Source organism: Cellulomonas sp. P5_E12 (assembly GCF_054049315.1).
On sequence record NZ_JBFUMP010000020.1, the window covers coordinates 36,637 to 61,275 of the forward strand.

At 73.1% G+C, this 24,639-nt stretch carries 27 protein-coding genes; 23 read left to right on the top strand and 4 right to left on the bottom strand.

The genetic code is table 11. The features are described 5' to 3' along the window. Nucleotides 1-31: 31 nt before the first annotated feature. The 3 genes from ACXJKA_RS15915 to ACXJKA_RS15925 form a co-directional block, all read right to left on the bottom strand. Complete coding sequence (locus tag ACXJKA_RS15915) at nt 32-1,279, bottom strand: RNA polymerase sigma factor (protein WP_456826193.1); 1,248 nt, start codon at nt 1,277-1,279, stop codon at nt 32-34. After that, on the bottom strand, nt 1,276-1,620 hold the full coding sequence (locus ACXJKA_RS15920) for a YciI family protein (protein ID WP_456826194.1): 345 nt from the start codon (nt 1,618-1,620) through the stop codon (nt 1,276-1,278). The genes ACXJKA_RS15915 and ACXJKA_RS15920 overlap by 4 nt, the downstream gene beginning before the upstream one ends. A gap of 92 nt (nt 1,621-1,712) precedes the next feature. Further along, nucleotides 1,713-2,564 carry an aldo/keto reductase gene (locus tag ACXJKA_RS15925; protein ID WP_456826195.1) on the bottom strand — a complete coding sequence of 284 codons (852 nt, stop codon included), beginning with the start codon at nt 2,562-2,564 and terminating at the stop codon, nt 1,713-1,715. A 104-nt stretch (nt 2,565-2,668) separates the two neighbouring features. On the opposite strand from ACXJKA_RS15925, the gene ACXJKA_RS15930 reads away from it, so the two are divergent. From ACXJKA_RS15930 to ACXJKA_RS15960, 7 genes are all read left to right on the top strand, one after another. Next, complete coding sequence (locus ACXJKA_RS15930; RefSeq protein ID WP_456826196.1) at nt 2,669-3,586, top strand: SDR family oxidoreductase; 918 nt, start codon at nt 2,669-2,671, stop codon at nt 3,584-3,586. Beyond that, nucleotides 3,586-4,104: a TetR/AcrR family transcriptional regulator gene (locus ACXJKA_RS15935; RefSeq protein WP_456826239.1), complete on the top strand. Its 519-nt coding sequence runs from the start codon at nt 3,586-3,588 to the stop codon at nt 4,102-4,104. The genes ACXJKA_RS15930 and ACXJKA_RS15935 overlap by 1 nt, the downstream gene beginning before the upstream one ends. Nucleotides 4,105-4,203: 99 nt before the next feature. Then, nucleotides 4,204-5,520, top strand: a complete 1,317-nt coding sequence (locus ACXJKA_RS15940; protein ID WP_456826197.1) for an FAD-binding oxidoreductase — start codon at nt 4,204-4,206, stop codon at nt 5,518-5,520. 103 nt (nt 5,521-5,623) lie between these two features. Continuing rightward, entirely contained in the window at nt 5,624-7,606 is a 1,983-nt protein-coding gene (locus ACXJKA_RS15945; RefSeq protein WP_456826198.1) for a penicillin-binding transpeptidase domain-containing protein, read from the top strand. Next, nucleotides 7,603-8,166: a sugar O-acetyltransferase gene (locus ACXJKA_RS15950; protein WP_456826199.1), complete on the top strand. Its 564-nt coding sequence runs from the start codon at nt 7,603-7,605 to the stop codon at nt 8,164-8,166. The genes ACXJKA_RS15945 and ACXJKA_RS15950 overlap by 4 nt, the downstream gene beginning before the upstream one ends. After that, nucleotides 8,166-9,116, top strand: a complete 951-nt coding sequence (locus tag ACXJKA_RS15955) for an LLM class flavin-dependent oxidoreductase (RefSeq protein WP_456826200.1) — start codon at nt 8,166-8,168, stop codon at nt 9,114-9,116. Before ACXJKA_RS15950 ends, ACXJKA_RS15955 begins: the two co-directional genes overlap by 1 nt. Nucleotides 9,117-9,154: 38 nt before the next feature. Next, a complete protein-coding gene (locus ACXJKA_RS15960) occupies nt 9,155-10,657 on the top strand; it encodes an outer membrane protein assembly factor BamB family protein (protein ID WP_456826201.1) in 1,503 nt (500 codons plus the stop codon). An 8-nt stretch (nt 10,658-10,665) separates the two neighbouring features. Here ACXJKA_RS15960 and ACXJKA_RS15965 read toward each other — a convergent pair whose 3' ends face one another. Beyond that, a complete protein-coding gene (locus tag ACXJKA_RS15965) occupies nt 10,666-11,172 on the bottom strand; it encodes an AAA family ATPase (protein ID WP_456826202.1) in 507 nt (168 codons plus the stop codon). Between the two features lie 92 nt (nt 11,173-11,264). Here ACXJKA_RS15965 and ACXJKA_RS15970 point away from each other — a divergent pair, with 92 nt between their 5' ends. The 16 genes from ACXJKA_RS15970 (at nt 11,265) to ACXJKA_RS16045 (ending at nt 24,575) form a co-directional block, all read left to right on the top strand. After that, the gene (locus ACXJKA_RS15970) at nt 11,265-12,254 is read left to right on the top strand and encodes an NAD(P)-dependent alcohol dehydrogenase (RefSeq protein ID WP_456826203.1); all 990 of its coding nucleotides are present in this window, start codon (nt 11,265-11,267) and stop codon (nt 12,252-12,254) included. 8 nt (nt 12,255-12,262) lie between these two features. Continuing rightward, nucleotides 12,263-12,691, top strand: coding sequence for a hypothetical protein (locus ACXJKA_RS15975; protein WP_456826204.1), 429 nt, complete (start codon nt 12,263-12,265; stop codon nt 12,689-12,691). Next, nucleotides 12,685-12,900: a helix-turn-helix transcriptional regulator gene (locus ACXJKA_RS15980; protein WP_456826205.1), complete on the top strand. Its 216-nt coding sequence runs from the start codon at nt 12,685-12,687 to the stop codon at nt 12,898-12,900. Before ACXJKA_RS15975 ends, ACXJKA_RS15980 begins: the two co-directional genes overlap by 7 nt. A gap of 69 nt (nt 12,901-12,969) precedes the next feature. After that, complete coding sequence (locus ACXJKA_RS15985; RefSeq protein WP_456826206.1) at nt 12,970-13,647, top strand: DUF4386 domain-containing protein; 678 nt, start codon at nt 12,970-12,972, stop codon at nt 13,645-13,647. 9 nt (nt 13,648-13,656) lie between these two features. Further along, complete coding sequence (locus tag ACXJKA_RS15990; RefSeq protein WP_456826207.1) at nt 13,657-15,186, top strand: outer membrane protein assembly factor BamB family protein; 1,530 nt, start codon at nt 13,657-13,659, stop codon at nt 15,184-15,186. Between the two features lie 55 nt (nt 15,187-15,241). Further along, complete coding sequence (locus tag ACXJKA_RS15995) at nt 15,242-16,213, top strand: aldo/keto reductase (protein ID WP_456826208.1); 972 nt, start codon at nt 15,242-15,244, stop codon at nt 16,211-16,213. Between the two features lie 10 nt (nt 16,214-16,223). After that, complete coding sequence (locus ACXJKA_RS16000) at nt 16,224-17,081, top strand: NAD-dependent epimerase/dehydratase family protein (RefSeq protein WP_456826209.1); 858 nt, start codon at nt 16,224-16,226, stop codon at nt 17,079-17,081. A 69-nt stretch (nt 17,082-17,150) separates the two neighbouring features. Continuing rightward, nucleotides 17,151-18,182: a semialdehyde dehydrogenase gene (locus ACXJKA_RS16005; RefSeq protein WP_456826210.1), complete on the top strand. Its 1,032-nt coding sequence runs from the start codon at nt 17,151-17,153 to the stop codon at nt 18,180-18,182. Beyond that, nucleotides 18,179-19,339 carry an NAD(P)/FAD-dependent oxidoreductase gene (locus tag ACXJKA_RS16010; RefSeq protein ID WP_456826211.1) on the top strand — a complete coding sequence of 387 codons (1,161 nt, stop codon included), beginning with the start codon at nt 18,179-18,181 and terminating at the stop codon, nt 19,337-19,339. Before ACXJKA_RS16005 ends, ACXJKA_RS16010 begins: the two co-directional genes overlap by 4 nt. An 80-nt stretch (nt 19,340-19,419) precedes the next feature. Continuing rightward, nucleotides 19,420-21,687 (top strand): SpoIIE family protein phosphatase, encoded by a 2,268-nt coding sequence (locus ACXJKA_RS16015; RefSeq protein ID WP_456826212.1) that lies wholly within the window; start codon nt 19,420-19,422, stop codon nt 21,685-21,687. A gap of 29 nt (nt 21,688-21,716) precedes the next feature. Then, complete coding sequence (locus ACXJKA_RS16020) at nt 21,717-22,313, top strand: 1-acyl-sn-glycerol-3-phosphate acyltransferase (RefSeq protein ID WP_456826213.1); 597 nt, start codon at nt 21,717-21,719, stop codon at nt 22,311-22,313. 37 nt (nt 22,314-22,350) lie between these two features. Next, on the top strand, nt 22,351-22,941 hold the full coding sequence (locus ACXJKA_RS16025; protein WP_456826214.1) for a DinB family protein: 591 nt from the start codon (nt 22,351-22,353) through the stop codon (nt 22,939-22,941). Beyond that, complete coding sequence (locus ACXJKA_RS16030; protein WP_456826215.1) at nt 22,934-23,380, top strand: SRPBCC family protein; 447 nt, start codon at nt 22,934-22,936, stop codon at nt 23,378-23,380. The genes ACXJKA_RS16025 and ACXJKA_RS16030 overlap by 8 nt, the downstream gene beginning before the upstream one ends. Before the next feature lie 38 nt (nt 23,381-23,418). Further along, nucleotides 23,419-23,589, top strand: a complete 171-nt coding sequence (locus tag ACXJKA_RS16035; protein ID WP_456826216.1) for a CsbD family protein — start codon at nt 23,419-23,421, stop codon at nt 23,587-23,589. A 136-nt stretch (nt 23,590-23,725) separates the two neighbouring features. Beyond that, nucleotides 23,726-24,385, top strand: a complete 660-nt coding sequence (locus ACXJKA_RS16040; RefSeq protein ID WP_456826217.1) for an ArsR/SmtB family transcription factor — start codon at nt 23,726-23,728, stop codon at nt 24,383-24,385. 1 nt (nt 24,386) lies between these two features. Then, nucleotides 24,387-24,575: a hypothetical protein gene (locus ACXJKA_RS16045; RefSeq protein WP_456826218.1), complete on the top strand. Its 189-nt coding sequence runs from the start codon at nt 24,387-24,389 to the stop codon at nt 24,573-24,575. The last annotated feature ends 64 nt before the right edge of the window (nt 24,576-24,639 follow it).

The following is a 24,639-nucleotide window of genomic DNA, read 5'->3' on the forward strand; positions in this document are numbered from 1 at the left end:
AACGTACCGGCCTTGTTACGTAACTGCAAGGCTACGGAAGGTCGACGGGCGCGCCGCTCGGCGATGAGGGCCCGGCCGCGCCCAGAGCGTCCCGGGCGCGAGACAGGAACGCGCGCTCGGCGTCGTTCGTCGTGCGCGCGGTCGCGCGGTCGTACGCGTCCGCCGCCTCTGAGGGCCGGTCCAGGCGCTTCAAGAGGTCCGCCCGGACCGCGTGGAAGAGGTAGAAGTTGTCCAGCGGCAGGCCGTCGACCAGCTCCAGACCCGCCGCCGGCCCGTCGAGCTCGGCGACGGCGACCGCGCGGTTCAGCGCGACGACGGGGCTCGGCGCGATCGACATCAGCTGGTCGTAGAGGACGACGATCTGCCGCCAGTCGGTGCCGGCGGGCTCGCTGTGCACGGCCTGCATCGCGGCCTGCAGCTGGTAGGGGCCGAGGTGGTCGCGACGAAGGCAGCGGCGCACGAGGTCGCGACCCTCCTCCAGCTCGCCCTCGTCCCATCGCGAGCGGTCCTGGTCCCTGAGCAGGACGAGCGACCCGTCGGCGGAGACCCGGGCGTCGCGGCGGGCGTCCGTCAGCAGCATGAGCGCCAGCAGACCCAGGGCCTCGGCCTCGTCGGGCATGAGCTCGACCAGCACGCGGCCCAGCCGGACGGCCTCGGCGCACAGGTCCTCGCGCACCAGGGCTGCGGAGCCCGTGGTGAACACGAGGTAGACCACGGCCAGGACCGCGCGCAGGCGGTCGGGGAGGTCGGCGTCGCGAGGGATCCGGTAGGGGATACGGGCGTCGCGGATCTTGCCCTTGGCGCGCACCAGCCGCTGCGCCATCGTCGGCTCCGGCACCAGGAACGCTCGCGCGATCTCCTCGGTGGTGAGGCCACCCAGCAGCCGCAGCGTCAGGGCCACCTGTGCCTCGACCGACAGGGCCGGGTGGCAGCACGTGAACACGAGCCGGAGCCGGTCGTCGCGCACGGGCCCCACCTCCACGGGTTCCTCGCGCTGGTGCAGGAGCGCGGCCTGCGCGTGCCGGTCGTCGCGCGAGGCCTCCCGTCGCAGCCGGTCGATCGCCTTGCGCTTGGCCGTGGTGATGATCCAGCCGGCGGGACTCGGCGGGAGCCCGTCGACGGGCCAGCGCTGCACGGCCGCGACGAACGCCTCCTGCACGGCTTCTTCGGCGATGTCGAGGTCGCCGAAGGACCGGGTCAGGACGGCGACGGCGCGGCCGTGCTCGGCGCGGAAGACGCGCGCGACCGCGTCTGCGTCGGCGGCGTCGACAGCCGTCACTGGTAGCGGAACGGCCGCACCTCGATGGGCAGCGTCGTCGCGACCGCGAGCTGGCGGCCCCAGTCGAGCGCCGCGTCGAGGTCGTCGACGTCGACGATCGTGAAGCCGCCCAGGTGCTCCTTGGCCTCGACGAACGGGCCGTCGGTGGTCACGACGTCGCCGTCCTTCGCGCGCAGCACCGTCGCGGTGCTGGGGTCGTGCAGGCCACCGGCGTAGACCCAGATGCCGGCGTCCCTCATGGCCTGGTCGACGACGCCGACGGCCTTGATGATCGGGTCGAGGAACTCGGGGTCGGGCATCGGCCCGGCAGGCTCCATCACGCTCAGCAGGTAGTGGCTCATGGCGTCCTCCTCGGTGTGCGGCGCCGGCGTCGGACCGGCTGCTCACCCTCCGTACGAACGGTGAGCGGCCGGATCGACAGGGTCCTGAAAATCTACCGAGGGACGTAGTCGAACGTGTCGGGGTTCGGGCCCGTGCGCTCGTCGCGGTTGAGCCCCGAGATGTCCGCGAGGTCCACGTCGCTCAGCTCGAAGTCGAAGAGCGCAAAGTTCTCCTCGATGCGGCTGCGGGTCACCGACTTGGGGAACACGATGTCGCCGCGCTGCAGGTGCCACCGCAGCGTGACCTGCGCCGGGGTCTTCCCCAGCGAGTCGGCGATCCGCACGATCGTGGGGTCGTCCAGCACCTTGCCCTGCGCGATCGGGCTCCACGCCTCGGTGGCGATGCCATGCTCGGCGTCGAACGCGCGGACCTCCTCCTGCGTGAGGTACGGGTGCACCTCGATCTGGTTCACGGCGGGCGTGATCGTGGTCTCGGCGTTGAGGCGACGCAGGTGGTGCGGCTGGAAGTTGGAGACGCCGATCGCCCGCGCGCGGCCGGACCGGTAGAACTCCTCCATCGCCTTCCAGGTCTCGACGAAGTTGCTCACCGTCGGGAGCGGCCAGTGGATGAGGAAGAGGTCGACGCGCTCGAGGCCGAGGGTGTCGAGTGTCAGCTCGAACGCGATCGCTGCGTCCTCCGGGTCGTGCGCGTCGTTGTTCAGCTTGCTGGTGATGAAGACCTCGTCGCGGGCGAGCCCGGACTCGGCGACGGCCTCGCCGACGCCTTGCTCGTTCTTGTACATCTGCGCGGTGTCGATGTGGCGATAGCCCACCTCGAAGGCCTGCAGGACCGCGTCCTTGGTCTCCGCCGGGTCGATCTGGAAGACGCCGAAACCCAGCTGGGGGATCTCGACGCCGTTGTTCAGGCGGATTGTCGGGATGGTGGTGTTCGGGACGGTGCTCATGTCCTCTATTCGACCCTCTCGGCGCCGCGCCTGCCTCTTGACGGCCGACATCCATACGTGACACGGTGCCAACTAACTAGTTGGTTGTCGACGAGGAGCCTCAGATGTACGCAGTGCCCGACCAGACCGGACGCACCGTCGTCGTCACCGGCGCCAACAGCGGCACCGGCCGGGAGGCCGCCGAGCGGCTGGCCGCCGCCGGCGCCCACGTCGTGCTCGCCGTCCGCAACGCCGAGAAGGGCGAGAAGGCGCTCGCGGAGATCCTGGCGGCCCACCCCGACGCGTCGGCCGAGGTGCGGATCGTCGACCTCGCGTCGCTGGCATCGGTGCAGGCGTTCGCCGACGCCCTGGCCCGCGACCTCCCGCACCTCGACACCCTGGTCAACAACGCCGGCGTGATGGCACCGACCAGGCGGTTCGAGACCGAGGACGGCTTCGAGCTGCAGATGGGCAGCAACTACCTCGGCCCGTTCGCGCTGACCAACCGGCTGCTCCCGCTGCTGCTCGCGTCGCCGGCACCCCGCGTCACGACGATGAGCAGCGGCGTGGCGAACATGGGCCGCATCCGGTTCGACGACCTGCAGTGGACGCGGCGCCGGTACAGCCCGACCCGGTCGTACGCGCAGTCCAAGCTGGCCGACCTCCTGCTGGCCCGTCACCTGGCCCGGGTCTCCGCGCAGCGTGGGTGGCCGCTGATGAGCAACGCCGCGCACCCGGGCTTCACGCAGACCAACCTGCAGACAGCCGGCGCGTCGCTCGGCCGCGACACCACCCACCGGTCGCCCATCGGCAACCTGCCCTTCGTCCCGTCCCAGCTGCCGCCCGAGGGGGCCGAGCCGATGCTGTTCGCGGCCGCCGACCCGCTCGCGGCCGAGGGCGGCTACTACGGCCCGTCGGGTCGCTTCGGGCTGGTCGGCCCCACCGGGCCCGCCAAGCTCAACCGCCGGATGCGCGACGACGACACCGCGGCGCGCCTGTGGGCGGTCTCCCAGGACCTCACGGGGACGGCCCTGCCCGCGTGATGGCCGCCGACACCCCGCGCCGGATCCTCGACGCGGCAGCCGACGAGTTCGCCGAGCGCGGGCTGGCCGGGGCGCGCGTGGACCGGATCGCGGAGCGAGCGGGCGCGAACAAGCAGCGGATCTACGCCTACTTCGGCAGCAAGGACGAGCTGTTCGACCGGGTGGTCGAGGACCGGATCGAGCAGCTGCTGGACGCCGTGCCGTTCGACGCCGCGGACCTCCCCGGCTACGCCGTGCGCGTGCTCGACTTCAACCTCGCGCACCCGTCCCTGGTGCGGCTGCTGCTCTGGCACAACCTCGAGCGGCCCGGTGTGCTCGCCCGGCTGCCGCAGGCGGTGTCGTCGCACGAGCGGAAGGTGGCGGCGCTGCGCGACGTACGAGGCGACGACGGCTGGGCCTCCGACCGGTTGCTCGGGCAGGTGCTGGGGCTGGTGCACGGGGTGACGCTGGCGGCGTCGGGCGACCCGGAGCACGTGCGGGCGGACCTGCACCGGGCGGTCAGCCTGCTCGTCGGCTGACCCCTCGGCGGCCTGTCGGTGGTCGGTGGAAAGGTCGTGCTTCCGCGGCAGTGCTCGTGGCAGCCTGCCTGTGACCCCGATCTGCAAGGAGCTGTCGGCATGTCCCATCCCCTCGCTTCCCGAGTCATCGGCCCCGTGCTGCTCCCCGACGATCCCGGCTTCGCCGACGAGGTCGCCGCGCACAACCGCGCCATGGTCCACTCCCCGGACGTCGCGGTCGGGGCCTCGAGCACGCAGGACGTGGTCGAGACCGTCCGCTGGGCCGCCGACCAGGGCGTCGGGGTCACCGTCCTGGCCACCGGTCACGGGGCGAGGACGCCGGTGACCTCCGGGGTCCTGCTCACCACGCACCGGCTCGACGGCGTGACGGTGGACCCGACGACGAGGGTCGCGACCATCGGCGCCGGCTCGCGCTGGACCGACGTCGTCCCCGTCGCGGACGCCCACGGGCTCGCGCCGATCGCCGGGTCGTCCACCGGCGTCGGTGTGGTCGGCTACCTGCTCGGCGGCGGTCTCGGGCCGTTCGCGCGCAGCCACGGGTTCAGCGCCGACCAGCTTGAGTCGCTCACGGTCGTCACCGGGACGGGCGAGATGGTCGAGGCGTCGGCCGACGAGCACCGCGACCTCTTCTGGGCGCTCCGCGGCGGCCAGCACCGGCTCGGCGTGGTGACGCAGCTCCGGCTGCGGCTGGTCGCGATGCCGTCGCTGTACGCCGGCTCCCTGTTCTTCGACGCCGAGCACATCGAGGCCGCCCTGCGCGGCTGGCTGGCATGGACGGCGACCGCGGACCCGGGCACGACGACGAGCGCGGCGATCATCGGCTTCCCGCCGTTCGACGCCGTGCCGCCGTTCCTGCGGGGCAAGACCGTGCTGGTGCTCCGGTTCGCCCGGCCCGGCGACGAGGCGACCGGCGAGGCCGTCGCAGCGCCCCTGCGCGCGCTCGCTCCGACCCTGGCCGACACCGTCGGCGTGCTGCCCGTGTCGCGCGCCGCGGAGATCCACAACGACCCCACCGAGCCCGGGCCCAGCTGGGTCCGCGGCATCATGCTGACCCACGCCGACGACGACCTGGCCACGGCGTGGCTCGGGCTCGTCGGGCCGGGAACGCAGCACCCGTTCATCGCCGCCGAGCTGCGGCACGTCGCGGGACGCACGTCGGTCGACGTCCCGGGTGGCTCGGCCGTCGCGGGTCGCGGGGTGGCGTTCACGCTCGGCCTGGTCGGGGTCGACCCGACGCAGTTCGCGACCACCATGCCGACCGCGGGGGACGCGGTCGCGGAGGCGGTGCGGCCCTGGACGGCGGCGGAGCTGAACCCGAACTTTGCCGGCGCGGGGACGCCGGTGTGGGAGGGTGCGACGACCGCACGGCTGACCCGGGTGCGGCAGGAGTACGACCCCGCGGGCGTCTTCGGCTGACGCGTCTGGGGAGGAGTCGTGAAGGCTGCACCGTTCGCCCACGGCGAGGTATCTGGTGGTGACACGCTCTCGGGGCGTTGGTGGAGCAGAACGAGAGGACAGCATGACGTTCGCAGGTGAACGGACGGTGGCCTGGCGCCGGCTGGCGGGTGGCGGGGCGGCGCTGCTGCTCGTGGCCGCGGGGCTGACGGCGTGCTCGGCCGAGCCGCCCGGTCCGGAGAGCGCCACGAAGGCCCTCGCCGCCGCTCTCGCGTCGGGCGACTTCTCCCGGGCGCCCTTCACCGGCGGACAGGACGACGTCACGGCCGCGACCTCGGCGCGCACGACCGCGTACGAGGGGCTGGCGCCGTGGGAGCCCCGGGTCAAGGTCGTCTCCGCGACGGTGGACGAGAAGGACGAGGACTCCGCGACGGCCACGCTCGGCTTCACGTGGGACCTCGACCAGAGCGACGCCGACTGGACGTACGAGACGCACGCGCGCCTGACCCGTGACGACGAGGACGTCTGGCACGCCGCGTGGGCGCCGACGCTCCTGGCGCCGGACCTCACGGCGGGCGAGGTGCTCTCCGTGAAGCGCACGCGCTCCGATCGCGCGAACGTTCTCGGCGCCGACGGTGCCGTCATCGTCGAGCCGCGCACGGTGCACCGCCTCGGCATCGACAAGACCCGGGTGGCACCCGAGAACCAGGACACGGCGGCCCGGGCGCTCGCCTGGGCGCTCGGTGCCGACCAGGACGCCTACGCCGCGAAGGTGGCGGCGGCCGGCGAGAAGGCGTTCGTCGAGGCGATCACGGTCCGTGACGGTGATCCCGCGTACGACGTGGCCCACCTGTCCAGCATGGAAGGGGTCAACGACGTCGTCGGCACGCTGCCGCTGGCGCCGAGCCGGCGGTTCGCCCGGCCGATCCTCGGGTCGGTCGGCGAGGCGACGGCGGAGATCGTCGAGAAGTCGGACGGCGCCGTGGCGGCGGGCGACCTGGCCGGCCTGTCCGGCCTCCAGCGGCAGTACGACGCGCAGCTGCGCGGGCTGCCCGGCCTGGCCATCACCGCGGCGCAGGCCGACGGGAGCTCGCCGCGGCAGCTCTACGACGCGGCGCCCACGCCCGGCACACCGCTGACCACCACGCTCGACGTCCCCTTGCAGAACGCGGCCGAGGATGTGCTCGCGAACGTCGGGCCGGCCAGCGCGATCGTCGCGATCCGTCCGTCGACCGGCGACGTGCTCGCCGCCGCCAGCGGCGCAGGGGGCGAGGGGTTGTCGACCGCCACGCTGGGGCAGTTCGCGCCCGGCTCCACCTTCAAGGTGGCCTCGGCCCTGGCCCTGCTGCGATCCGGGCTGACCCCGGACAGCGACGTCTCGTGCCCCGCGACGGTCTCGGTCGACGGCCGGAACTTCACCAACTTCCCCGAGTACCCGACCGACAAGCTGGGCACCATCCCGTTGCGGACCGCCTTCGCCAACTCGTGCAACACGGCGTTCATCTCGGCGCGTGACGAGGCCGACCAGGACGCGCTCATCGACGCCGCCGGCTCGCTCGGCCTCGACCCGCACGCGACGCTCGGGTTCCCCGCGTTCCTCGGCGACGTCCCGAGCGACTCGGACGGCACCGACCACGCGGCCTCGATGATCGGGCAGGGGCGGGTGCTCGCGTCCCCGCTCGGCATGGCGACGGTCGCCGCGTCGGTCGCGCACGGTGCCACCGTCGTCCCCCGGCTCGTGGTCCCGGTCGAGGGGGCGGCGACACCCGAGCCGTCCGACTCCACGTCGACCGCTGCGCCGCCGACCGAGACTCCTCGGCCCCTCACGCCGCTGACCGCCGCGGAGGCGGCCACTCTGCACGAGCTGATGCGCGGCGTGGTCACCGAGGGTGGAGCGACGTTCCTCCAGGACGTGCCCGGCGACGACGTGGCGGCCAAGACCGGCACCGCCCAGTTCGGCGACGCCGGGAACCTGCAGAACCACGTGTGGATGATCGCGACCCAGGGCGACCTGGCCGTGGCGGTGTTCGTCGACGTGGGCGACTACGGGTCGACCACCGCCGGACCGCTGCTCGATCGGTTCCTGCGGGCGGCCCAGGGGTCATGACACAGCACTCCCGCACGCAGTACGAACGGATGGTCGCCGGCGACTGGTACGAGGCCGACGCCGAGATCGGCGCCCTCACGAGCGCGGCGCAGGCCCGCGCCGAGCGGTTCGCCGAGGCCGTCCGCAGCGGTGACGCCCACGCGGGCGAGCGCCTTCGCGAGCTGCTCGGTTCGCTGGGCGAGGGCTCCTGGATCCGGCCGCCGCTGTATGTGGACCTCGGCGTGCACCTGCACCTCGGTGCGCGGGCGTTCGTGAACTTCGGGCTGGTCGCGCTCGACGTCGCGCACATCCGCATCGGCGACGACACCAAGATCGGCCCCAACGTCCAGCTGCTGACCCCGATCCACCCGGTCGACCCCGAACCGCGGCGCGCGAAGCTCGAGGCCGCCAAGCCGATCACCATCGGCAACAACGTCTGGCTGGGCGGCGGGGTCATCGTCTGCCCGGGTGTCACCATCGGCGACAACACCGTGGTCGGCGCGGGCGCCGTCGTCACCAAGGACCTGCCCGCCGACGTCGTCGCGGTGGGCAACCCCGCGCGTGTGATCAAGGAGATCTGATGACCGAGCGCGCCGTCGGCGTCATGCTCCCGCGGGACCTGCCCGCGGACCGGTTCAAGCCCTTCGCCCAGCGAGCCGAGGCGCTCGGGTTCGACGAGCTCTGGGTGGTCGAGGACTGCTTCTTCCGCGGCGGCGTCGCCCAGGCCGCCGCGGCGCTCGCGATGACCGACCGCATCCGGGTGGGCATCGGCATCCTGCCCGCCGCGGTGCGCAACGCGGCGTTCACGGCGATGGAGGCCGCGACGCTCGCGGAGCTCTTCCCCGGCCGGGTCGACATCGGCATCGGGCACGGGATGCCCGGCTGGATGCGGCAGGTGGGCGCCTGGCCGCAGAGCCCGCTGACCATGCTCGGCGAGCACCTCGACGCCGTGCGTGCGGTGCTGCGCGGAGGCGCCGTCGACGCCGACGGCCGGTACGTGACGCTGCACGGGGTCGACCTGCACTCGCCGCCCACGAGCCCGCCGCGGGTCCTTGCAGGTGTCCGCGGCCCGAGGTCGCTCGCGCTCGCGGGCCGGTCGGCGGACGGCACGATCCTCGCCGAACCGGTCACCCCGGAGTACGTGGCCGAGGCGCTCCGGCACATCGCCCCGACGCGCGAGCACCGGATCGTGGCGTACTGCGTCGCGGCGGTCGACGACTCGGCAAACGCCGCCCGCGACGCCGTCCGCCCCGCGCTCGAGTGGATCGGGGAGCCGGACTGGGACGTGCACATCGCCCCGCTGCCGTTCGCCGACGAGTTCCGTGCCCTGCGCGCCGCGGCGACCGACCGCCCCGCTTTCGCCGCCGGGATGCCCGACGAGTGGGTCGACCAGCTCGCGGTCGTCGGCACCGTGGACGGGGCGAGGAAGCGGATCGGCGAGCTGCACGACGCGGGCGTCACCACGACCGTGCTCATGCCCGTGGGCCCGGACCCGATGGCGGCGCTGGAGGACCTCGCGCGGGTGCTGTGACCGCCGCCGCCTCTTCCCGCGGCGGGTAGCGTCCGAGCATGGCGCACCGCGGCGACATGGCGCAGGTCGAGCTCGTCGAGCCCGGCGACCACGCTGACCCGGGCGTGATCGCGACCGCCGACGAGGTCGATCGCGCCCGCTCCGCCGTCCGCGACACGGTGCGCGGCGGACTCGAGTGGGTCCGGCACCATCGGGTGCTCGCCGGAGCGGTGGTCGTCGCCCTCGTCGTCGCGACCGCGGTCCCCGTCGCCCGCTCGGCACACGCCGCGCGCGAGCGCGCAACGGCTCTCGCGGCTCTGCCCACGGTGGTCGCACCGATGCAGGACCCGCCCTCGGTGGCGTGGACGTCGCGTTCCGCCCCGGGCGACTACGTGCTGGGGATCCCCGACCGGGCGTGGATCCGCGACGACGTCCTCATCCTGTGGGACCAGTCGGAGAACCTGCGCCAGTCCCTGCGGGCGCTCGACGCCGACACCGGGGACCAGCTCTGGAGGACGTCGCTGACCACCGCTCCGAACCTGGGCGATCCGCCGTACCTGTCGGTCGATGACCCGACGACCTGCTCGGCGCCGGGGGACACCGTCGTCGTGTGCCTGGTGCCGGAGGCGTGGATGCTCGGCACGGGCGGGGACGGGAACGCCACGCTGGTGGTGCCGACGGCCCTGCGCCTGCGGACCTTCGACGCCGCGACCGGCGCGGTCGTGCGGGACGAGGCGGTCGCCGACCACTCCTCGGTCGTGGCCCTCGGTGGTGACGTCGTGATCGCCCAGACGGCGTCGTTGGTGGCGGACAGGTCGAGCCTGTCGCGCATCGATCCGACCACCGGGGCGGAACGCTGGAGCGCCACCATCCTGCGCGATCCTGGCTCCGTCGGGACGGCGTTCGCGGCCGTCCGGCTGTTCGGAGCCCGGATCGCTGTCGGGTGGCTCGGCACGACGCACCTGTTCACGGCCGACGGCACCGCATCGGTGGACTACGACACCGACCACGTCTGGCGACAGCGCGGGCACAGCCTGACATCCGGTGTCGACTCCTCCGTGCTGCTCGACCTCGACACCGGGTGGCGCTTCGAGACTCAGGAGTCCTTCTTCCCGTGGATCGCCCCGGACGACGGTTCGGAGCCCGACCTGGTGGTGCTCCAGAACGACGACGGCCTGCGCGCCCTCGACGTCACGAGCGGGACGGCGTGGACCAGTCCCACGCCGACGTCGACCGCGGGGTCGAGGATGCTCATCGCCGACGGGAGGCTCGCGTCGCTCGTCGACGGCACCCTCGAGGTGCGCGACCTGCGGAGCGGAGTCCAGGCGTGGCAGGTCCGGACCGACGGGCGGGGCGCCGAGGATCTGGTCACCGACGGTCGCCACCTGATCGTCCTCGGCGGCGACCCGGTCCGGACCACCCTGGACGCCTACGACCTGCGCGACGGCCGGCGCGCCTGGACGGTGGAGGCGCCCTCGGGTCTCGAGGCGATCGCAGCGGTCGATCACCGACTGTTCGGCGTGAGCTCCGCCGGGATCGTCGCCTTCACACCGGGTGGGTAGGGGCCGCTCTAGTACCCGAGCCGGTCCGCGATCTGTTCGGCGACCTCCGACGGCGCGCGGCCGTCGTTGACCACGACGAGGTCGACGTCGACGGCATCCAGCAGGGCCGCGAGCGGGTCGGTGCGGGCGAGGTGCCAGTCGCGGTCGGGGCCGGCCTCGTGGCGGGCGAGCAGACGGTCTCGGCGGATGGTCGCGGGGGCGTCGAGGCGCACGATGCGGACCGGGACGCCAAGTGCCTCCGCGTAGTCGTCGGCCTGAGAGGGGTCCTCGAGGACGCGCGGGAGGATCAGGACCTCGATCCCGGCGTCGCGCCAGTGCTCGCGCATCGACCGGAGGTGGGCGACGACCGCGCGCTCGTTGAACGGGTCGTCGGCCGGGGCCGGGCTCCGGTGGGCCAGCTCGTCGACGTCGAGCTCCATCGCCTCCAGCCCCCGCGACAGCAAGGTTCGACGGAGCGCCGCTGCCACCGTGGTCTTGCCCGCGCCGACCGTTCCCGAGAGCACCACGACGTCCATGGCGACGATCCTGCCATGTAAAGAACTCTTGACACGATGTCCGGTCTGTCTTACGTTCGTCGTGTCAATGATTCTTTACACCGGAGACTCCGATGGCCCTCGAGACCGAGACTGGCACCATGCAGGCGATCGTCCAACGTGCCTACGGGGACGCCGGCGTGCTCAGCTGGCAGACCGTGCGCCGACCGGTGCCGAAGGCCGACCAGGTGCTGGTCCGGGTCCACGCGTCGTCGCTCAACTTCGCCGACGTGGCCATGGTGACCGGGCGGCCGTCGCTGATCCGGACGGTGTCCGGGCTGCGGAAGCCCAAGCACCCGGTCCCGGGCAAGGACGTCGCCGGCGTGGTCGAGGCGGTCGGCGCGGACGTGACCGACGTGCAGGTCGGCGACGAGGTCTGCGCCGAGGCTGTCGCCGGCGCCTGGGCCGAGCTCGTGGTGATCGACGCGGACGTCGTCGCCCGCAAGCCGGTGAACCTCTCCTTCGCGCAGGCGGCGTCCGTCCCGCTGGCCGGCGGGACGGCGCTGCAGGCCCTGGACGGCGTGCAGCCCGGGCAGACCGTGCTGGTCAACGGAGCGTCGGGCGGGGTGGGCACGTTCGCGGTGCAGATCGCCGCGGCGCTCGGCGCGGAGGTCACCGGCGTGTGCAGCGGGCGGAACGTCGAGCTCGTGCGCGACCTCGGAACCCACCACGTGATCGACTACGGCCGCTCGGACTTCACGAGCGACGGGCGGCGCTACGACTGGGTGCTCGACCTCGTCGGCAACCGGACGCTCACGGCCTGCCGCCGCGCCCTGACGCCGACCGGCACGCTCGTCCTGTCCTTCGGGGGCGGCGGACGCGTGATCGGGCCGATGGGTCGGCTCGTCCAGGCTGTCGTCGTGAACCCGTTCGTGAGCCAGCGACTGCACCCGTTCGCCGCCAGAGGCAGCCGCGCGACCCTGGACAGTCTGCGTGAGCTCGTCGAGGCGGGGCTGGTCACGCCATCCGTCGAGCGCACCTACCCTCTGAGCGACGCACCCGACGCGCTGCGCCGGCTGCAGGCCGAGCACGCGCGCGGCAAGACCGTCCTGACCGTCGTCTAGGAGCACCGATGTCGTACGAGGAACGCAACGTCTGGGTCTTCGTCGTCGTCGCCGTGCTCGCATACGGCGCGTACGCCGTGGTCGTCCTCAGCCGCGCGCGGGACGTGCCGCTGACCGAGGTGGCGTACGTCGGTCCGCTGCTGTGGTCCATCGGCGGCGCGATCGTCGCGTCCATCGTCGGCACCATCCTCGTCTCGCTCGCCAACCGGCGGGACGGCCACGTCAAGGACCAGCGCGACAAGGAGATCAACCGGTTGGGCGAGTACACCGGCCAGTCGTTCGTCGTCATCGGCGCGCTCGCGGCGATGGTGCTGGCCATGCTCGAGGTGGACTGGTTCTGGATCGCCAACGTCATCTACCTCTGCTTCGTCCTGTCGGCGATCCTCGGCTCCGTCACCAAGCTCGCGGCCTACCGCCGGGACTTCTCCGCATGGTGAAACCCACCCAGGTCACCAACTCGATCCGCACGCTCCGCTTCACGCACGACGAGATGACGCAGGCCGAGCTCGCGGAGCGCATCGGCGTCACCCGTCAGACCGTCATCGCGATAGAGCAGGGGCGATACTCCCCGTCGCTCGAGATGGCCTTCCAGATCGCCCGCGTGTTCGGCGTCCCGCTCGACGACGTCTTCCAGTACCCGGGCTGACACCCGCACCACCCCGCACGAGACGGTCGCCGTCTCGCGATCCGGCACGCCCTCACGAAAGGCACCGCCATGCGCACCGCACGCCTTGCCGGTCTGCTCTACCTCGTCGTCGCCATCCTCGGCGGGTTCGCCGAGCTGTTCGTCCGGGCGAAGGTCCGGGGTGCCGACGACGTGGCCGACGCCATCCGCGACGACCTCGGTCTCCTGAAGGTCGCCTTCGCCGCCGACCTCGTCGCGTTCACCTGCTTCCTGCTCGTCGGCATCGCGCTCTACGCGCTGTTCCGGGACGTGAACCGGACCGCGGCCGTCGCGATGCTCACCCTGAACGCCGTCAGCGTGGCCATCCAGTGCCTCAACATGGTCAACCAGGCCGGGGCCGTGATCGCGGCACAGAGGGGCGCCGACGAGCTCGCCGTGCTGTTCCTCGACCTGCACGGGGTCGGGTACTCGGTGGCGCAGATCTTCTTCGGCGCGTGGCTGGTCCCGCTGGGCTACCTCGTGGTGCGGTCCGGCTCGGTGCCTCGCGGATTCGGGTACGCGCTCGTGGCCGGTGGCATCGGGTACGTCGCCGGGTTCGCGGTCGAGCTCGCGGCCCCGGAGGCCGACGCGCTGTCGACGACGCTCGGCATGATGGGCGGCCTCTCCGAGATCGCGTTCCTGGTCTGGCTGCTGGCCAAGGGCGCCGAGGGGATCGCCCCCGTCCTTCGCGCGAGAGAACCAGAGACGCACCCCGTCACACAGTTGTAGCGTCCCCACATGGGCCGGCGCGGCGAGATGGCGCAGGTCGAGCTCCCGGAGCCCGACGGTGACCGATCCGCGCCCATCGACGAGGTCGACCGCGCGCGCGGCGCCGTCGCCCGTGGTGCTCGGGGCGGGCTCGGCTGGGTCCGTCGGCACCGGCTGGTCTCGGCCGCGACCGTCGTCGCCACCGCCGTCGCGGTCGCCGTCCCCGTTGCGGTGTCCGTGCGGGAAGACCGCGCGCGGGCCGAGGCTCTGGCCCTCCTGCCCGGCGTGCTCGCACCGATGTTCGACGCACCGCGGGTCGCCTGGACGTCCCCGCCAGCTCCGGCGAACGAGGCGGTCGCGAACCCCGAGCGGGCGTGGGTCCGGGACGGCATGTTGGTCCTGTGGGAGCAGACGGGCGGCCCGACGCAGTCGCTGCGTGGTCTCGACGCCGACAGCGGGGAAGAGCTCTGGATCGTCGCGCTCTCGAGCGTCCCGGACCTGGGAGACCTCAACAACCGCTTCACGTACGACCCGACGTCCTGCCAGGCGTCGGCGGACGCCCCAGGTCACGGCGTCGTCGTGTGCCTGGTACCGGGCGCATGGCAGGTCGGCACCGCCGACGACGTGCACCGGACGGAGGACCTCGACGACACGACCGACCTGGTCCGGCCGGGGATCGTCCGGCTGCGTGCGTTCGAGGCGACCACCGGCGAGATGGTGCTCGACCGCCCGGTCGCCGTGGACTCCTCGTTCGTCCCGGTCGGCAGCGACGTGGTCGTCGCGGAGACGCCGGAGTCGGGGGACGGCCCGGCGACCCTGGTGCGGCTCGACCCGTCCACCGGCGCGCAACGGTGGAGCGTGGAGGTCCCGCGCCCGACCGAGGGGGTCGGGTCCATGTACCCGTCGGTGCGGATGTTCGACGACACGATCGCCGTCTCGTGGCTGGGGACCACCACGCTGCTCGCGGGCGACGGGACGGCGGTCGACGAGCTCGACGGTGACGACGTCTGGCACCGGGGCGGCCACAGCTTCATGCTCGACGGCGACACGTCCACGCAGCTCCACGACCTGGACACGGGCCGCGTCGTCGACCTGGGGCATTCGTACCTCGCCTGGGTCGGCACCGACGACGGGACCGTGCCCGACACGCTGCTCCTGCAGGCCGAGGATCGGCTCCATGCACTCGACCTCACCACGGGGGACCAGGCGTGGGGGGCGGTGTGGCCGGAGACGTCGACCCTCACGCTCGTCGTCGCCGACGGCATGGTCGCCCGCCTGGCCGACGACGCGCTGACGGTTGTCGACGCCGCCACCGGACACCAGCGGTGGGAGCTGCCGACACGCGCCTACGGTCAGAACGTCGTCACCGACGGTCGCCGCCTCCTTGTTCTCGAGTCCGTCCCAGGCGCCGGCCGCGTCGTCGCGTCCTACGACCTGCGCGACGGCCGACGGGAATGGGAGGCCCCGATCCCGATCGCCGTCCAGCGGCTGGCCGTGGTCGACCACCGGTTGTTCGGCGCGGGCAGCGGTGGCTTGGTCGCCTTCACGAGCGAGGGCTGACGGACAGGTGTCGAACGGTCCGACATCCCGGGCCGCGCCGTGGTGGGATGGCGGGATGAAGCAGCCCGACTACGCACCCGGTCAGCCTGGGTGGATCCGCGATCTCGGCCCCACGGGGCTGCGCGTCTCCGCCGTCTGCCTCGGCGGCGGTCCGCTCGGCAGCATGCCCGCCCTGTTCGGCCGCGACGTTTCCGCCGACGAGGGCGTCGCGACGGTCCTGGCGGCCCTCGACAGCCCGATCCGTTTCATCGACACCTCGAACGCGTACAGCGACGGCGAGAGCGAGCGGCGCATCGGCGCGGCGCTGGTGGAGGCCGGAGGTGTGCCCGAGGGCGTCGTCATCGCCACCAAGGTTGACCCGGCGGGCAGGGACTACTCCGCCGACCGGGTGCGCGCGTCGGTGGCCGAGAGCCGCGAGCGCCTCGGCATCGACAAGCTGCCCCTGGTCCACCTCCACGACCCCGAGTCGTTCGACTTCGCGACGATGTCCGCGCCGGGCGGCCCGGTCGAGGCCCTGGTCCGGCTGAAGGAGTCCGGCGAGGTCGGTGCGATCGGCCTGGCGGGTGGGCGCGTCCAGGAGATCGCCAAGTACCTGGACCTCGGGGTGTTCGACGTCCTGCTGGTGCACAACCGCTGGACGCTGGTCGACCGCAGCGCGGGCCCGCTGCTCGACGAGGCCGTCCGCCAGGGGATGGGCATCCTCAACGCGGCGGTCTACGGCGGCGGGATCCTGGCGTACCAGGCCGGAGGGCCGACGACGTACGGCTACCGCCCCGCGCCGCCCGAGACGCTGGCCGCGGTCGAGGCGATGCGGCGGGTGTGCTCCGACTTCCACACCGACCTCGGCACCGCGGCGCTGCAGTTCTCGCTGCGGGACCCGCGGATCGCGTCGACCATCGTCGGCATGAGCCGCCCCGGCCGGGTCGCCCGCACGCTCGACCTCGCCTCGGAGCCGCTGCCGGACGCCATCTGGCCCGCGCTCGAGGCGCTCCTGCCGCCCGAGCACGCGTGGGTCGACGCGGGATAGCGTCGGGGCCATGAGTCACGTCGTGGTCACCGGTGGGTCAGGCAAGCTCGGTCGTGCGGTCGTGGAGGACCTCGCCGAGCACGGGTACGACGTCGTCAACGTCGACACGGCCCCGCCACCGGCCGGGCAGCGGGCGGTGTTCAGCCGCGTCGACCTCACCGACCTGGGTCAGGTGACCGAGGCGCTGACCGGCATCGACGACCGCTACGACGGCGTCGACGCGGTGGTCCACCTCGCGGCGATCCCCGCGCCGGGCCTGCGCCCGAGCGGCGCGACGTTCGCCAACAACGTCGTGTCCACCCACCACGTGTTCAGCGCCGCCCGTCGGGCAGGCATCAAGAACGTCGTGTGGGCCTCGAGCGAGACCGTGCTGGGCCTGCCCTTCGAGACGCCCCCGCCGTACGTCCCGGTCGACGAGGAGTACGCGGTCCGCCCGGAGAGCACCTACTCGCTCGGCAAGGCGGTCGAGGAGGAGATGGCGCGGCACTTCACGCGCTGGGACCCCGACCTCAAGCTCATCGGCCTCCGGTTCTCCAACGTCATGGAGGTCGCCGACTACGCCGCGTTCCCGGGCTTCGCCGACGACCCCCGCAGCCGGATCTGGAACCTGTGGGGCTACATCGACGCCCGTGACGGCGCGCTGGCGGTCCGGCTCGCGCTCCAGAGCGACCTCAAGGGCTTCGAGGCGTTCATCGTCGCCTCGCCGGACACCGTGCTGGAGCGGCCGTCGGCCGAGCTCGTCGCCGAGTACTTCCCGGACGTCCCGGTCGCCCGGCCGATCGAGGGCCGCGAGACGCTCTTGTCCATCGACAAGGCCCGGCGCCTGCTCGGTTACGACCCGCAGCACAGCTGGCGCGACGAGGTGTAGCCCCACCTCACGTATCAGCCCGCTCCCGCGGCGCCCTTTCGGGGCAGACCACGAGCCAGGGAGCCACTGATGAGCACCGCCGCACCGTTCGCCTTCCTCGTCCACCCGCGAGCCCGGATCGCCGACGACCTCGCCCGCATCTGGCGCCCGCTCGGGCGCGTGCCGGAGGGGCTCGTCGACGTCGCGGTCCGCAAGCTGCCGCTGCGGCCGTCCGCGATCTCGCGCGTGGACCTGGACCATGAGCCCGTGGGGCACGTGGTGCTCGTGCCGTTCGGCGCGACGCACCTGCTGACGCACCGGCACGAGGGTGTGGCGCGCGTGGGGCACGCGATCGACCACGCCGCGCGGCTGGGCGCGGGGGTGGTGGGGCTCGGGGCGCTGACTGCGACCGTCACGGCGGGCGGGATGACGCTGCGGGGCCGCACGGACATCGGCGTCACCAACGGCAACGCGTACACGGCGGCCATCGTCGAGGACCAGCTGCTGGAGCTGCTCGCCCACGTCCCGGAGCGCCGCGTGGCGGTCGTCGGCGCGACGGGGTCCGTCGGCACCACCCTCGTGCGGCTGCTCGCCCGGGCCGGGTCGGTGGACTCGCTGCTGCTCGTCGCGCGCGGCGCGGCGCGGTTGGCGGCGCTCGCGGCGGAGGTGGGGCCACGGGTGCCGACGAGCACATCGACGGACATCCGCGACGTCCGCGGCTGCGACGCCGTGGTGCTGCTGACCGCGTCGAGCGAGGCGCTGCTGGGCGCGGAGCACCTGGCCCCCGGCGCGCTCGTGCTCGACGCGACCCAGCCGCGCAACACCTCGCCCGGCCTCACGGCCGCCCGGCCCGACGTCACGGTGGTCGACGGCGGCGTCGTCTCGATCCCCGGCATGGCGCTCAAGGGCGCCGACATCGGGCTGCCGCGCGGGCAGGCGTACGCGTGCTTCGCGGAGACGTTCCTGCTCGGGCTCGCCGGCCACACCGGACACTTCTCGATCGGCGTGCCGACGCTCGACCAGGTGGAGCACGTGCGCGGCCTGGCCCTGCGGTTCGCGCGGCACGGGTTCGGCGCGGCGCTGCCGGCGAGCTTCGGCCGCCCCCTCGTCGGTGCCCGGTGAAGCGCGTCGTCCTGCTGGGGGGCGGGTACGTCACCCTGCGCGCCTACGGCGCCCTCACCCGACGGCTCCGCGGCGAGCTGAACCGCGGCGAGGTCGAGATCGTCGTGCTCGCCGCCGACACCGTGCACAACTTCCACGGGTTCACCGGCGAGGTCGTCGCCGGGCTGCTGCCCCTCGCGCTCACGCAGACGCCGCTGACCGAGGCCATGCCGCGCGCCCGCGTCGTGCACGCCCGCGTCACCCGGGTCGACCTCGTGGCTCGCCGGGTGCACTACACGGCCGACGACGCCGAGCACCGGATGGGGTACGACGCGCTCGTCGTCGGCACCGGTGCGCGGGAGCCGCTCGACGGCCTCGACGGTCGGGTCCTCACCCTGCGCGGCCCGGGCGACCTCGCGGACCTGCTCCAGCACGTGCGCGTGGTCGACGGGCCGGTCGTGGTGGTCGGAGGTGGGCTCGCGGGCGTCGAGCTCGCCGCCGCGCTCGCGGTCCGCACCCCGGACGTGGTGCTCGTGCAGTCGGCCGACCGCGTCGTGCCCGCCCTGTCGCCCAGGCTCGCGGCACGCTGCGTCGCGGAGCTGGAGCGCCTCGGGGTCGACGTCCGCACGGGCCTGCGGGTTGCCGCGGCCGACGACGAGTCGGTGACGCTCTCGGACGGGTCCGTCGTCGGCACCCGGGCGGTCCTGGCGACGACCGGTCAGCGCGCGGTCGCCCTGCCCGGCCTCGAGACCCTTCCTCGCGACGAGCGCGGCCGCCTGGTCACCACGCGCGAGCTGCTCGTCGCGCCCGACGTGTGGTCCGCCGGCGACGCGGCCTCGGTCGCCCACCCGCGCACCGGCGTGCCCGTCACCGCCAACGCGCTCTGGGCGATCAAGGCCGGTGACCACGTCGGTCGCAACGTGGCCCGCGCGCTGACGGGTCGGCCGGGTCTGCGCTTCCGCTACCTCGGGCTGGGTCAGGCGGCGTCGTTCGGCGTCGGCCGCGGCGTCGCGGACCTCTACGGGATCCCGCTCACCGGCTGGGTCGCGTGGCTCCTGCGGGTGGGGTTCTTCGTCCGGTTCATGCCGTCGCGATCGCGCGCCCTGCGGGTCCCCGGGGAGCTGGTCCGCCGGTCCCGTCCCACCCCGGCGCTGCCCGCGGTCCCCGCTCGACGCTGATCCGTCGCGAGGCTCCCACCTGGTCCTCGAATCGTGCGAGTGTGGTCGCGACAGCGATCTCGCGACGAGGCGGAGAGGGCATGGCGGAGACGGACGCGACGACCTTCCTGGCCAGCGACGTGCCGGTCGACCTCGACAACTGCGCGCGCGAGCCCATCCACGTCCCCGGCAGCGTCCAGCCGCGGGGCGTGCTGCTCGCGGTGACCGAGCCCGACCTCGTCGTGCGGCATGCGTCGGACAACGTCGGGTCGGTGCTCGGGCACGCCGTCGACGACGTGCTGGGACGGACGCTCGCGGACGTGCTGGGGCCTCAGGGTGCCGACGTCCTCGAGCTGCACGTACGCACGTGGGGCAACCTGCGGGCGCGCAACCCCATCCTGGTCACGGCCGCCACGCCTGACGGCGACCTCGAGCTCGACGCGGTGCTGCACCGCGTCGCGGTCGACGAGGACACCCTGCTGGTCGTCGAGCTGGAGCTGGCCTCGGGCCCTCGGCCCTTCTCGTTCCCGAACACCTACCAGGCCGTGCGCGGCGCGGTCGAGCAGCTGAACCACACGCACGAGCTCGCGCAGCTCTACGACGTCACCGCGCGCGAGGTGCGCGCGCTCACCGGGTTCGACCGCGTGATGATCTACCGCTTCGACGCGGAGTACAACGGCGAGGTCGTCGCCGAGGCCATGCGGACCGACCTCAACCCGTTCCTCGGCCTGCACTACCCCGCGAGCGACATCCCGCCGCAGGCCAGGGCGCTGTACGAGAAGAACTGGGTCCGGCTCATCTCGGACGTGGACTACGTGCCGGCGCGGATCCGGCCCGGTCTCGACGAACGCTCCGGCCAGCCGCTCGACCTCACGCACTCGATCCTGCGCAGCGTCTCGCCGATCCACCTCGAGTACCTGCGGAACATGGGCGTCGCCGCGTCGATGTCCATCTCGCTGCTGCGCGACGGTCGGCTGTGGGGGCTGATCGCGTGCCACCACTACTCCGGCCCGCACGAGCCCCCGTACGGCGTGCGCGCGGCCGCGGAGTTCCTCGGCTCGACGCTGTCGCTCCGCCTGGTCGCGCGCGTCGAGGAGGACGAGCTCGAGGAGCGGATCCGCGCGGCGCGCACGCAGGCACGGGTGCTCGCCGCCAGCCGGGACGAGGACCGCGCGCTCGCGACGGCGCTGGTCACCGGGACGGCGCTGCTCGACCTGGTGCCGGCGCAGGGCGCGGTCGTCGCGGCGGACCGGGTCGTCGACTCGGTCGGGCGCGTGCCGGCCGACGTCGCGCGGCTGCTCGCGTGGGTGGCCGAGCAGCCGGCCGAGGTGGTGGTCCGGGGCGCGCTCGGGACCGAGGAGCCGGACCTCGCGGCGACGCTGCCCGACGTGGCCGGGCTGCTCGCGCTGCGCCTGCCGGACGGACAGGCGCTCGTCTGGCTGCGGCACGAGGCCGTGCACAACGTGGACTGGGGCGGCGACCCGCACAACAAGGAGATCGCGCGCGGCGAGGGCGACGACGTCCGGCTCAGCCCCCGCAAGTCCTTCGCGCTGTGGCGGGAGACCGTGCGCGGGCAGTGCCAGCCGTGGTCGGACCGCGAGGTGCGCTCGGCCGAGGAGCTGCGCGGCCACCTGCTCGAGGTGCTGCTCGAGCGCGCCCGCCTGCAGGTCCGCGCGGCCGAGACGGTGCAGCGCAGCCTGCTGCCCGCGTCGCTGCCGTCCCCCGACGGGTGGACGGTCGAGGCGCGCTACGAGCCCGCCGCCCGTGGTCGGGTCGGCGGCGACTGGTACGACGCCCTGATGCTGCCCGACGGGCTGCTGGCGGTCGTCGTCGGCGACGTCGCCGGTCACGGGCTGTCCGCCGCCGCCGCGATGGGCCAGATCCGCAACGCGCTGCGCGCGTACCTGCTGCGCGGTGACTCCACGTCCACCACGGTCGGGGCCCTCGACCACGTCGTGCGCTGGACGATGCCGTCGGAGATGGCGACCGTCATCATCGCGCTGGTGGACACGGCCACCGGCGAGGTGACGCTGTCGGCAGCCGGGCACCCGCGGCCGCTGCACCTGCGGACCGACGGCGCGGCCGTCCTGCTCGACCTCCCGGTGGACCGGCCGCTGGGCGTCGGCTCCGGCGTCGTGCCGACGGGCACGCTGCACCTGGGGCCCGGGGCCGGGCTCGTCCTCTACAGCGACGGCGTCGTGGACTCGCGCCAGACCTCGCTGCGCGACGGGCTGCAGAGGCTGCGGCGGGTGGTCGACCGTTCCGACCAGCCCGATCGAGCCATCGACATCGACCAGGTGCTGCGGGAGTGTCACGACCCCGACTCGATCGACGACGTGACCCTCCTGCTGCTGCGCCGGCGCGGCTAGCAGATGCGGCGGTCGGGTACCGTCCTGGCGTGAGCCTGCGACGCACCCTGGCACGCGCCTACTGGCGCCTGAGCCGCTGGACCCTGCGGACGGAGCGCGTGCCCGTGGACGGGGCCGGCCTGCTCATCGGCGCCCCGCACACGTCGAACTGGGACTTCATCCTCATGCTCGCCATCTCCGGCGAGGCCGGCCTGAAGATCCGCTGGCTCGGCAAGCACCAGCTGTTCAAAGGCCCCGCCGGTCCCGTCATGCGGGCGCTCGGCGGCATCCCCGTCGACCGTCGCGACCCGGCCGGGCTCGTCGACGAGCTGGTCGCCCGGATCCAGGGCGGCGACCGCTTCTACCTGGTGGTGACGCCCGAGGGCACCCGCAGCGGCGCGGGCTGGAAGTCGGGCTTCTACCGCATCGCGCGGGCCACGGACCTGCCGGTGACGCTGGGCTACGTCGACCGCACGACGATGACGACGGGCCTGGGGCCGACGTTCCGCCTGACCGGCGACGTCGCCGCCGACATGGACCGGGTCCGGGCCTTCTACGCCGACAAGTCCGGCTTCGCGCCGTCGCGGCGCACGGAGCCGCGGCTGCGCGAGGAGACGCCGCCCGAGGCGGAGCGTCCGGCCGCCTGATCGGGCGGCTGTCGGAGGTCGTCGCTACCGTCGGAAGATGGACGAGTTCGACTGGTCGATCCTGAGCATCCCGACGCCGAAGGCGGTGGTGCGCGGGCAGCTCGAGTTCTCGTGGTGGGAGCTCGGGCGGCGGCTCGAGACCGTGACGCAGGACGAGTTCGTCTGGGAGCCCGGGCCCGGCGCGCTCAGCGTCCGGCGTCGGGCGGACTCGACCGCGCCGCGCACGTTCGGCGTCGGTGAGTGGGTGGTCGAGTGGCCGCCGTCGGGGGACTTCCCGGGGCCCCGCACCATCGCCTGGCTCGTCGCGCACCTGACCGAGGTGCTGACCGAGCGGTGGGACTGGACGTTCGGGGACCACCAGGCCCGCCGGCCCACCCTGACCTACTCGGGCGAGGTCGGCCCGGCGGTCGCGGAGCTCACCCGCATCGCGGACCTGTGGCGCACCGGCATCGCGGAGATGTCGGACGACGACATCTTCACGGTCGGGTTCAGCCAGGCCACCGAGATCGACGCGCAGGCGCCGTTCGCGCACCTGGTCCAGCACGTCAACCGCGAGATCATCCACCACGGGTCGGAGATCTTCACGCTCACCGACCTCTGTCGCGTCCAGGGAGGCGCTCATGTCTGAGAACCACGTCGCCCGCGCGTCCGTCGAGATCCCGGCCCGTGCCGAGACCGTCTGGGACACGCTGGTCGACCCCGAGGCCACCTGGATGATGGGCGCGCACGTGACCAGCACGTACGTGGTCGGCGTGCCGATCACGTTCGACGGCGAGTGGGACGGCAAGCCGTTCCAGGACCACGGCGAGATCCTCGAGGTCGACCGACCCAGGCGGCTGCGGTACACCCACTACTCGCCACTGAGCGGGCAGCCCGACCTGCCCGAGAACTACCACCACCTGACCTTCACGTTCGACGAGAACGACGGGTCGACCACGGTGACGCTCGAGCAGGACGGCAACGGCTCGGCGGAGGAGGCGGCGCACGCGACGGCGAACTGGGAGCAGGTGCTCGGCGCGCTGCGGGATGCAGCCGCTCCGGATGCGGAAGCGGGCTCGTCGTCATAACGTCGAGGCGTTGCCAACCCGAGAGGAGAGTGATTCTGATGGGTCTCGACGACAAGATCAGCAACGCTGCAGAGGAAACCAAGGGCAAGGTCAAGGAAGCGGCCGGCAAGGTTTCCGACGACGAGCGTCTCGAAGCAGAGGGCAAGGCAGATCAGGCCAGCGCGAACGTGAAGCAGGCCGGCGAGAACGTGAAGGACGCCTTCAAGTGATCTGACCCCGCCTGACGTACGACGCGAAGGCCCCCACCATGGCGGTGGGGGCCTTCGTCGTACCCCGCCGAGATTCGCAACATCTCTTGCGCAATGACTCTTGCGCAATGACTGTTGCGCGTTCTAGAGTCAAGCCATGAGCCCGCACGACGACATCAGCCGCACCGACCGCAGCGACCCCGAGCGCATCCGCGCCCTGGCCCACCCGCTGCGGCTGGCGCTGCTGGAGTACCTGGACGACGTCGGCGAGGCGACCGCCACGCAGTGCGCCAAGCACACGGGCGAGTCGGTGGCCAACTGCTCGTTCCACCTGCGCCTCCTGGCCCGCTACGGGTTCATCGAGCCCGCCGAGCCACGGGGCCGCGAGCGTCCGTGGCGGCCGAGCGCCGACCGCAACTACGTCGTGCCCGACGAGTCCGTCGCGGGGTCGGTGCGGGCCGTCGTCGAGCTGGCGGAGGTGACCGCCCACCAGGAGGTCACCAGCTTCGTGGGCTTCCTGCGCGAGCGCGCGGACCGTGCCGACGAGCTGAAAGGCACCCCGTTGCCGACGTCCCTGACCAAGGACACGTTCTGGGCCACCCCCGACGAGACCGAGGAGCTGCTCGGCGCCATCGGGGCCCTGCTCATGCCCTACATCGACCGCGTCCGCGACTCCGCGGCACGGCCCGCCGGCGCTCGCCTCATGCGCTGGTTCGCGACGAGCCACCCCGACCTCCGGGTCGATCCCGCACCAGGTCCGGAGGTGCCCGACGGTGCCCCCCACCCGAGCTCACCCACCGCATCCGAGGAGGCGTGACATGGTCGCGCTGACGTACGACGTGCGCACCGTGCGCATCCCGATCCCCCGACTCATCGTCCGCTCGTCCCGCGCTCACCTCTCGCGCCCGGTCACCGCGCCGGTCGAGGCCTGGCAGCACGCCGAGCGCCGCCAGCACGAGCTGCGCCGCGACACGCACCTGGACGCGGCCGCCGCGCTGCGTCGCTGACCCGGGTCGCTGCTCGAGCCATCCGCGTGGGCAGCGGCACCGAACCCTGGATGTCCCCTTCCGA